The sequence below is a fragment of the Mucilaginibacter sp. P4_G9 genome, from assembly GCF_056400985.1.
In genome coordinates, this window is the sequence record NZ_JBFUKF010000193.1 from 1 (window position 1) to 10063 (window position 10063).

Genomic DNA, 10063 nt, shown 5'->3' on the forward strand with positions numbered 1-10063 from the left:
GATTGTTGTTATCCAGGTAATCCTGGAACGATGCGATGTAATTATTTTTAATTTTAAGGTGTCTGAAATTATTAATCAATTTATTCCTGATAGACATATACAGGTAAGCCGCAAGGTTTTCTTCAGGTTTTATATTTGTCCTGTTATTCCATAAACAAACAAAAACCTCCTGAAGCATATCTTTTAATGCTTCAGAGTCGGGCAGACTTTTGTAGGCATGCCGGTAAAGAACTCCATAAAACCGGTTATAAATTTCAGTGAAAGCAGCTTTATCACTATCATTTAAGAGATATGCTAATTCTTTATCCGAATAAACACCATAGCCGGGCATAAAAAAGTTTTAAATCATCAGGAAAAATATCGGGCAATTTGTCTTCAAATAAATTATCAATATTAATATTGGTTTGATAATTGAAAAAAAGACGTTTATAATGGTTTATAAAAATGRCAAATGTTTATGAACCATTATTTCACGAGTTTAGCATTTGATTCAGCAAAATTGGCAATAAATTCATTTTTATTGGATTCAAAAATAAAATACTTCCCAACCGATCCTGGCGTAGAACGGCAATGTTCTTGGTTCGAGCCCGACTCATTTTGTTTCTGAGAGCGAAATACTGTTTATTTCATTTTTTTTATGAGGGAAAAAGCTTTTCCAGTGGAAAACCAATATTTTTTATTTGCTCCTGTACTTTTAGTAGGGTTAGCTAATGCTGACCTTACTGTTTGAAATACAGAAGTAAACATGGCTACGGTAAGCATGCCAGATTCGCCTAAGAAAAATATCCACCAGCTGCCCGTGTTGTGCTGCATCACAGTTTTGTTTTCCTATTATTCAGATCAGTTAAACGCTCTACCTCTACACTGGCTAATATAAATGCCCCAACTCCCTTCGCATCGTTAGTTATCACCTTTTCGCTCAAATAATACTCATAACTTCCATCACGGTATGGTTTTCCTCCAAGACCTGATACACTTACCGTGCCGTTAAGATTYAGCTGGCCATTGGCATCTGTTTCAATGAATTTTTTGATAATTCCATTATACCCTTTTTGAATGGTGGGTAAATAGGTTGGTTGCAAGTATCCTTGCCTTACCGCTTTCGCCATGGTGTATACAAACATGCAGGATGCTGATGCTTCCGGATAATTCCCTTTGGCGGTACTTTTATCAAGCACCTGGTACCACAGGCCAGATTTTTTATCCTGATATTTAATAATTGCAGTGGCTAACCGGTTAAGTATCGCCAATAACTCAGCGCGTTTGGGATGCTGCGTAGGAAAATGATCAAGCACATCAACCAATGCCATACCATACCAACCCATTGCCCGGCCCCAAAAATTAGACGACCGCCCGGTTTCGGGATTAGCCCAACGCTCTTTTTTACTTTGATCCCAGCCATGGTATAGCAAACCGGTTTTTGAGTCCCGGGCTTTCTGTTCCATCAGGATAAATTGTTTGGCTATATCATTAAAAGCGGTATCTTCATGAAAAGTAGCGGCATATTCAGCATAAAAAGGCTCTGCCATATACAACCCGTCCAGCCACATCTGGTTTGGGTAGCGTTTTTTATGCCAAAAGCCCCCTTCGGGTACCCGCGGGTGTTTCTGTAATTGTTCGCGCAGCAATGTTGCCGCTTTATAGTACTTTTCGGCCCCCAGCACTTTATATAGCGTTAACAAATTACGACCGCATAACACGTTATCTATGTTATAATCAGCTTGCCGGTAAGTAAGTATATTACCGTCAGGTGTAACATATCTATCCATACAATGTTGTATGTAGGCGAAGTATTTACCATCGCCGGTTTGTTGCCAAACGCCTTCTATCCCTTTCAAAATTACGCCCTGATCATAGGTCCACTTGTCTCCGGTTGGCAAGCTATCTTTCCAAATAGTCATTACCGTTTGTGCCATGCGCTGTGAATAAGGCCGTGTGTTTTGCGCTTGTAGTGCCGATGAATACAGTGCGATGACGGCAATAAAAAGCAGACATTTTTTCCTACATTTAATACTTCTCATACAAATTCTATTTTGCTGATGATAAACCAGGCGGATCATCTTTATGCTGCTCTTATTTGTTACCGATTAATAAATTATTCGTTTTTGGTCCCATGCCTTATTGTATTAATTATTGGCCGTAATCCTAAACCAGTCTATATCAGCATAACCCGTATCATTGATTTGCTTTGTGCGTGTGCAAAACAAGCCAATCCTGGCGCCAATCCAACGGCCTTGCTCAGCGGCAAACGGCTGGCCGGCATTTTTAAAGTCTATTCCATCGGTGCTATAGCTGAAGTAACATACAGCATTCTTCGTTACTTTAACACGTAAATAAACGGTTGGTGACGACACTTTTGTAATAACCTCCTCCTGCTCTGGTTTGCCTTTATCTGCCTCCATACAAGTAGTAAACACCAGATATACCCCATCCTTTTTGCTTTTCATGGCTATATTAGCATAACTGAACCCCATAATGGTAAGCCCCGTCTTTTCGTTCTCCAGCTTTAAATTAGGCGTAAAGGCAATTTTGGTGGTAGCTGTAAATTCATCAGCCGGAAACTTTTGTAATAGCACATTTGGCGCAAACCATAGGTTAGCGGCATTACCTGGCGATTGATAACTATAAAGTCTCAAAGCTCCTTTGGCGGCATTCATAAACATCCATTCGGGCTTTGCGTTGGCCATCCATTGCCATTGTAAACCCGGAAGTATGTTGTTAAATTCATCGCTTTCCTGCGGAGTGCTTACCGGATATATTTTACCAACATTGGGTTTTTTATAAGTTAATACAGGTTCACCTTTGCCATCGCCATCCTTATCCACGCCAATAACCGGCCAGTTATCCTTCCACGCCATAGGTTGTAAATGCACCACGCGCCCGTAAACCCCTTTGTCCTGAAAATGCAGAAACCAATCATCACCTGTTGGTGTATTTACCCATGCACCCTGATGCGGACCGTTGGTGACACTTTTCCCCTGGTGCATTACTACCCGTCGTTGGTACGGGCCATAAATATTTTTTGAACGCAGTACCAGCTGCCAGCCTGTGGATACACCACCGGCCGGAGCAAAAATGTAATAGTACCCGTTACGCTTATAAAATTTGGGCCCTTCAATGGTTGGGTCAGTTTCGTGCCCATCATAAACAATCACCCCATCGTCCAATACCCTGGTTCCGGCTTTATTTAGCTTGTTTACGACAATCACGCTTTTTATACCGGCCCGGCTGCCTGCAAAGCCATGTACAAGGTACATACTGCCATCGCTATCCAGCAGTGGGCAGGGATCTATTATGCCCTTGCCTTCCATCACCATAACAGGTTTGCTCCAGGGACCGGCTGGGTTTTTAGCCTTTACCAGGTAAATGCCAAAATCAGGGTCGGGATAATAAATATAAAATTCGTTATGGTAATAACGGATAGCGGGTGCCCACACTCCATCACCATGCCGTGGAACATCAAAATGATCAAAAGGCGGCTGCTTCAACAACGCATGGCCCAGTATATTCCAGTTAACCAGGTCTTTTGAATGTAGTACAGGCAAGCCCGGAATTGCTTCAAAGCTGGAAGCAATGAGATAGAAATCGTCGCCCACGCGAATAACATCCGGATCAGAATAATCGGCATTTATAACCGGATTTTTATAGGTGCCGTTACCCTGATCTGCCACCCATACCTTAGAGATATAATTGGTACCTGCCGTGGGTATTTGCTTTTTTTGCTGGGCAAAGATCTGTCCGGTTGTAATTATTAGTGCAATGGACACCAGGCTATTTTTCATATGCTGGTTTAAGGCTTGATGGCGCTATATGTCGGGCAAGTCCAAGGTTTAATGACCGGATGCCTTCTAAAACAATCCGAGCTATTTTACGGGCTCCCAGTTCACTAAAGTGTGTGTCGTCTACCCGCCCCTTCGGGTAGTTAATGCTTTCTCCCGGAGCCAGGTAATTAAATAGCTTTTTTGATTCCGCGGACCCGAGTTTTTGCAATAAGGCCTGACTATCTTTATCCAAATCAATCAGCGGAACTTTTTGCGCTGCTGCCAGTTCGCGTACGATCGCGGAATATACATTGTGTGTCCCCACGATGGTTCCTGTTGTATCGAACTTTCTTCGTGCCACAGGCGTCAGCAATACCGGGTTTGCTTTTTTTGCCCTCGTTTCGCGGACGAATCTTGCTAAATTATCCCGGTAGCCCTGTTCATTAATGTAGCTCTTTTTGGTTGGCACTTCATCATTATGGCCAAATTGTATAAATACGTAATCGCCCTCTTTTAAACTGTCAATAATGGAATCCCACAAGCCTTCATTAATGAATGTTTTGGTACTTCGACCATTCTGCGCACGGTTATCAACAGTTACCGTACTATCAAAAAACGAACTAAAAGGCATCCCCCAGCCGGTCTCGGGAAAAGCGTTAGGCTGTTTGTTAGCCATAGTGGAATCGCCCGCCAAATAAATGGTGATCCGACCGGGAATAGCCAGAAAAGACATAAGCAATGCCGCATTTATTAAAACACAGATAAGTAACAAGCTTTTAAATTTAATATTACTGCTTCTGTACATCATATTTTCTATTATTAGCTATCCGTAAGCGCTTAGAAATTTAAAAGAGGGGACGTCATGAACTCCCCCTCTTTAATAACATTTTAATTATAGCCTGGGTTTTGTTTAAACACATCTTTGTTAGTCACGGCATCAATTTGTCCCTGCGGTATCGGTCTTACTAAATGATATGGTTTGAAATTAACTGCTGCATCTGGATTCAAGGCCTGAATACGGCTTGCCAATTTCCCTGTTCGCTTCAGATCAAACCATCGTAACTGTTCACCACCTAACTCACGTGCTCTTTCATCTAAAATAAAGTCGAGTGTAACCTGTGCAGCAGTAATCTGCATTTCTGCTGTGTGTCCGGCTTTTGCCGCCCTTGTTCTAAGCACGTTAATGTAAGTTGCCGCGGTTTCAAGGTCGCCCAGGTTTAATTTTGATTCGGCAGCAATCAGGTACATCTCTGCCAGCCTTATCACAAAAACATCGCGTGCACTTTGGGCTTCGGCTACGCTTGCGCGTGTTGAATCTTTAAATTTGGATAAAGAAATATAAAACTTACGCTGTATGGGCACCCCGTTTGATGCATAAACCTTGGCCAGGTCATAGGTAACGTATTTATTGCTTTGTGATGCTACCGGTATAGTTGCTTTAGGTGTGTAGCAAACCGTATCGCCAACTTTAATAGCATTGCCATTATAAGTACCGGCTTTATTAGCACGCCAAACACTTTGGAAAGAACCCGCGTAACGTGAATCATTTTGCTGATCAAACATATTTAAATAAGCCAAAGTAGGCATATACCTGTTAAATGGCCTGCCGTTTGGAATATCCCGAGTGAGCAGGCTTGTATTTACCTGGTCATAAACCATCRGGTACAGTAAGTGCCCGTTGTTTGAGCCGCGATAGTGTCCGTTTGGATAAGTTGCCGATGTAAGATCATTATTTGCCAAATTGGTTGAATAATCAACAGCCCAAATTACCTCCTTATTTTTTAAGTTCCCCATGTTCCACAGATCCGAATATTTAGGCTGCAATACATAGCCGTAATTTTTAATTACGTCATCGGCCATGTTAAATGCTTCGGTATTCATACCGCGTGTTAAATACATCCGCGCTAAAAAGGCTTTGGCTACCGGAATTGTAGCACGGCCATATTCAGTAGTGGTTGGGGTTAAATTAGTTACAGCGAAATTGAGATCCTCAAATATCTGCTTGTAAAAAGTTTCTACCGGTGTTTTATTAGCTTCTGTATTAGCACCTACAGTTGGTTGAGTGGCAAAGTTTACGCCTCCCCAGGTTTCAACAATATGCCAGTAATAAAAAGCTCTTAAAAAACGCAGTTCGGCTTCGCGGTTCAATTTTTGGGTTGCTGTATAATCTGTAACAGCAGCAATTTGTGCTATCCCCGTATTGCATAAATTTACACCGGCATACAAATTGTTCCACAATAGTGGCAGTGGGTCTGCAGTACCCTGAAAATTGATGTATTGGGTAAACATTGGGTACGGGTCGCCGGTGCCGCTTGTCCATATATCTGTTCCCATTTCAGAGGCCAGGTAGCCCTCCTCCTTACCATACCAAAACCGGGTATAGGAATAGGCCGCGTTAACCAATGTTTCAAAGCCCACCGCCTTGGTATAAACAGTTGTGGCAGTTAAATTACTTGGATTATATTCTTCAAGCTTTTTGTTGCAGGCACTAAATGAAGCGGCAATGGCTATGAGTAACAGTGCCCAGCTTTTTAGTAATTTTTTCATAATATATTTTTTAAATATTAGTATTTGTTAAAAGGAAAGATTTAATCCGGCCAGGAACAATTTGGTAAGCGGCCGATCGAACGAGCCACCACCTTCAGGGTCATAATCCTTTATTTTTGAGAATGTCGCAAAGTTTTTGGCACTCACATATATCCTTAAATTAGAAACATGGATTGCTTTAGTTACACTTGCCGGAAAAGTAAACCCAAGCGTGGCGTTCCTGATTTTAACGTAGGAACCATCTTTGTAGCCCAATGTTGAAGCAAATGGCTCAGATGCCTTCGTAATATTAGCGCTGGGTCTTGGATACGCATTTGTTGGATTTTCAGGGGTCCAATAATCTACATTGGCGCCATTTTCAATTCCGTTAGGTTCATATTTTAATGCATATTGAGATATGAACATCTGTCCGATGCGCCCAAATACCTGAACATTCAAGTCAAAACTTTTATATTTAAAATCATTACCAAAGCCAAAGCTGTACCTTGGGACAGCTGAGCCAAGTACTGTACGGTCAAATGTTGTCGTGAACTTTCCGTCGTTATCAATGTCAGCCACTTTAATATCGCCCGGCTTATAACCATAACTTGCTGCCTGGGCGGTTTCGGCTGTTTGCCATATTCCTACTTTTTTGTAATCGTAAAAAGATACTACCGGGTGACCTATAAACCAACCATTGGCAAGATCATTTACTCCATTTGGTAAATAAGTGATACGCTCCTTATTACGCATATAGGTAATATTGGATGTCCATGTGAAGTTTTTTGATTGAACGTTAATGGTTTTTAGTGCAATCTCAATACCTGTATTACGGCTTTTGCCAACATTGGCCAGTGTTCTTAGTGCCCCTGTTGAGGCCGGTAATTGCTGCGGCAACAACAAATCCCTGGTATGTGAATCATAATAATCAACACTGCCCGAAACCCTGTCTTTGTAAATTCCGAAATCAACACCTGCGTTTAACGTTCCTGTTAGTTCCCAGGTTAATTGTGGGTTTCCGATATTTGGATCAAGGCCATATGCTAATGCTGTTATATCATTCCATGAAAATGGGATAAGCGCCGCCTTACTTTGGGTTTGATACGCACTTACTGCAGCATTACCTGCCACACCATAACTTAAGCGCAATTTCAATTCAGAAAATACATTTTGGGTTTTCATAAATCCCTCATCAACCACACGCCAGGCTGCGGCTGCCGAAGGGAAGAATGCCCACTTATTTCCTGACGACAATACAGATGAACCATCAGCGCGCCCGGTAAGCGTTAGTAAATATCTGTCTCTAAATGAATAATTTAGGCGTAATGCTCCCGAAATTAAATGTTGCCCAACGTAGTTGCTTGCTATTTTTAAGTTAGATGGGTTGTTTTGCAGCGCATAAAAAGACTGGTCGGGTATTAATTGGCCGGTGCCTTGCGCCGATGATTGGTCCATAACATTTGATTGATAACTGGTAACACCCGTTATGCCTATGTTGTGACTGGCTATCGTTTTTTGCCAGGTAATAATGTTTTCCCAAAGCAAATTAGTTTCATTTGAATTGGCTACCGATGATAGTGACCCCGAAGACAATGCCCTGCTTATCGTATTGGCACTTTCAAAATGTCCGTTACGTGAATTGGACAAGGTAATGCCTAAATTTGACCGTATAGTTAAGCTGCTTATTGGCTTCCATTCTGCGTAGGCGGTTGAAAGCAAATGAGTAATATTGTTTTTATTTACAAACTGTGCTGCATCATCATCAAAAAGAGGATTGGCCTGGTTACCATTACCCGGAAATTTAGCTATACTACCATCAGCATTATACGGGTTAAAGTAAGGAATAACTTTGTTAGCCACGGATAGTACACCATCGTTCCGAAGGTTTTGATTATAATAAGCAAGCTGACTTTGTAGGCCAACTTTAAAAGTCTTGAACAACTGATGGTCAATATTTAACCGTAATGTGTACCTGTTAGAATAATCATTGGCATACAAACCTTTTTCCTTAAAATAATCAAACGAAAAATAAGCTTTTGTTTTTTCGCTTCCGCCAGAAACACTTGCACTATAATCCTGTTGGGAACCTTTGTGCAGTAAAAAGCCCGGCCAGTAATAGGATAAACCGTTTTGAACTGCAGCCAGATCCGCCGCACTGGTAAAAACTTTCGGGTCATCGGCGGCAGAGTTCCATGTTCCAATGGTTCTGAAACCTTCGCGCTTTAGGTTTGCATATTGTGGGCCCGTCATGGGTACCGGGTAACCGGCAACATCCGAGATTCCATAATATGAACTGGCAGCTACCTTAGGTTGTCCATCGCTGCCTCTTTTTGTTGTGATAATAATTACTCCGTTTGCACCGCGCGAGCCATAAATGGCAGTAGACGATGCATCCTTTAAAAACTCCATTGATGCGATATCGTTTTGGTTGATATCCTCGTAGTTGTTGTATTGTATCCCGTCAACTATGTAAAGCGGGCCATTACCAGCAGATAGCGACCGGTTACCGCGAACAGTTACGCTCACATTTGAACCTGCGGCACCGCTTGTGCGCACAATATCTACCCCAGGGATTTTACCCTGAAGTGCCTCCATTGGGTTTGATGCCGCTACTTTGGTGATTTCGTCTCCTTTAACAGAAACAACAGAACCGGTGAGATCCCGCTTTTTTACCGTACCATAACCTACAATAATCACCTCCTCGAGCGATTTGCTTAATGGCACTAACGACACCTTTAAAAAAGTTTGCCCATTAACACTTTGTTCTAATGATTTGAAACCTAAAAAGGTAAATACCAATACAGTATTGGCATTAGGAACAGTAATCGTAAATTCACCGGAAGTATTAGTGGCAACACCAATATTGGTCTCTTTTATTCTTATTGATACACCAGGCAGCGGTTCACCCTTTTCGTCGGTTACTTTACCATTTACTGTAATTGTTGCCACCTGCCCGCCGTTATTACTAACAGTTGTTTCTGCAGCTCCCGAAGCAATCTTATTAAACAAAATTATATTGTTTTCTATTTGGCTATAGCCAATTCCGTGAATGGCAAAAAGCTCATCCAGGATATCTTTTACCGATCTATTTTCGGATGAAAGACTGACGCGGGTATTTGCGGACAGAACATTGTCTTTGTAAGCAAATCTTAAATTGGTTTGCTTTTCAATTTTTTTAATTACCGATTTTAGAGTTTCGTTACGTAATTCTATTTTAATATTGATCTTATCCAGCGATTGCCCCTTACTGGATGAAGCTAAGAGCAATTGGCCGGAAATCAGTAATACCAACAGGATAATAAAACTGAGTCTCATAATTTTTCGGGATGTGTTTAACAGTTGGCGTGCAGAAGCATCAGATAATGTGCACCATTGCTTAAACGCAAGAGTTTTTTTCATAACTTGCATTGGTTTTAATCGGTTAATAATAAATTGGTTAAAATACTTACCCTGTTGCCGAAAGATTTGAGAAGTCGTAAGCAGCGGGGTTTTTTAGTTTTGAGCGTTAAAGTATCACTGTTTCATAGGGTTTAAATTTAAGTGGTGAAAAATTGTTTATTGTTCACAGCCTGGCCCGGATAGTATAACTTCACCGGTTCCGTTCCATTTATAGTTCAGATTATTTAGGTGCGATAATACATTGACAACCTGTTGTAACCCGGTAGTATTTAAGAAGGTAGCGCTAAAACGGCAGTTACCTATCTTTTCGCTATTCAGCATAACTTTTATACCATACCTTTCTGTTAAAACGGCGGCGGCTTCTTTCAGGCTCATGT

Annotated in this window: 7 protein-coding genes; all 7 read right to left on the reverse strand. The window is 41.5% G+C overall.

Annotated features, from left to right (window positions below):
* Positions 1 to 331: RNA polymerase sigma factor (locus AC1DPZ_RS16280; protein WP_477405243.1), on the reverse strand; the 331-nt coding region annotated here is incomplete at its 3' end.
* A gap of 481 nt (positions 332 to 812) precedes the next feature.
* On the reverse strand, positions 813 to 1916 hold the full coding sequence (locus AC1DPZ_RS16285; protein ID WP_477405245.1) for a glycoside hydrolase family 88/105 protein: 1104 nt from the start codon (positions 1914 to 1916) through the stop codon (positions 813 to 815).
* A gap of 210 nt (positions 1917 to 2126) precedes the next feature.
* The gene (locus AC1DPZ_RS16290) at positions 2127 to 3782 is read right to left on the reverse strand and encodes a glycoside hydrolase family 43 protein (protein WP_477405247.1); all 1656 of its coding nucleotides are present in this window, start codon (positions 3780 to 3782) and stop codon (positions 2127 to 2129) included.
* Complete coding sequence (locus AC1DPZ_RS16295) at positions 3772 to 4569, reverse strand: rhamnogalacturonan acetylesterase (RefSeq protein ID WP_477405249.1); 798 nt, start codon at positions 4567 to 4569, stop codon at positions 3772 to 3774. Before AC1DPZ_RS16295 ends, AC1DPZ_RS16290 begins: the two co-directional genes overlap by 11 nt.
* A gap of 80 nt (positions 4570 to 4649) precedes the next feature.
* Complete coding sequence (locus AC1DPZ_RS16300; RefSeq protein WP_477405251.1) at positions 4650 to 6308, reverse strand: RagB/SusD family nutrient uptake outer membrane protein; 1659 nt, start codon at positions 6306 to 6308, stop codon at positions 4650 to 4652.
* A gap of 27 nt (positions 6309 to 6335) precedes the next feature.
* A complete protein-coding gene (locus AC1DPZ_RS16305) occupies positions 6336 to 9602 on the reverse strand; it encodes a SusC/RagA family TonB-linked outer membrane protein (RefSeq protein ID WP_477405253.1) in 3267 nt (1088 codons plus the stop codon).
* 240 nt (positions 9603 to 9842) lie between these two features.
* A partial coding sequence (locus tag AC1DPZ_RS16310; RefSeq protein ID WP_477405255.1) for a DUF4974 domain-containing protein occupies positions 9843 to 10063 on the reverse strand: 221 nt, incomplete at its 5' end.

Coding starts and splice junctions, on each gene's coding strand:
- AC1DPZ_RS16290 (WP_477405247.1), bottom strand. CDS start 3,782: ATGAAAAATAGCCTGGTGTCCATTGCACTAATAATTACAACCGGACAG.
- AC1DPZ_RS16295 (WP_477405249.1), bottom strand. CDS start 4,569: ATGATGTACAGAAGCAGTAATATTAAATTTAAAAGCTTGTTACTTATC.
- AC1DPZ_RS16305 (WP_477405253.1), bottom strand. CDS start 9,602: ATGAGACTCAGTTTTATTATCCTGTTGGTATTACTGATTTCCGGCCAA.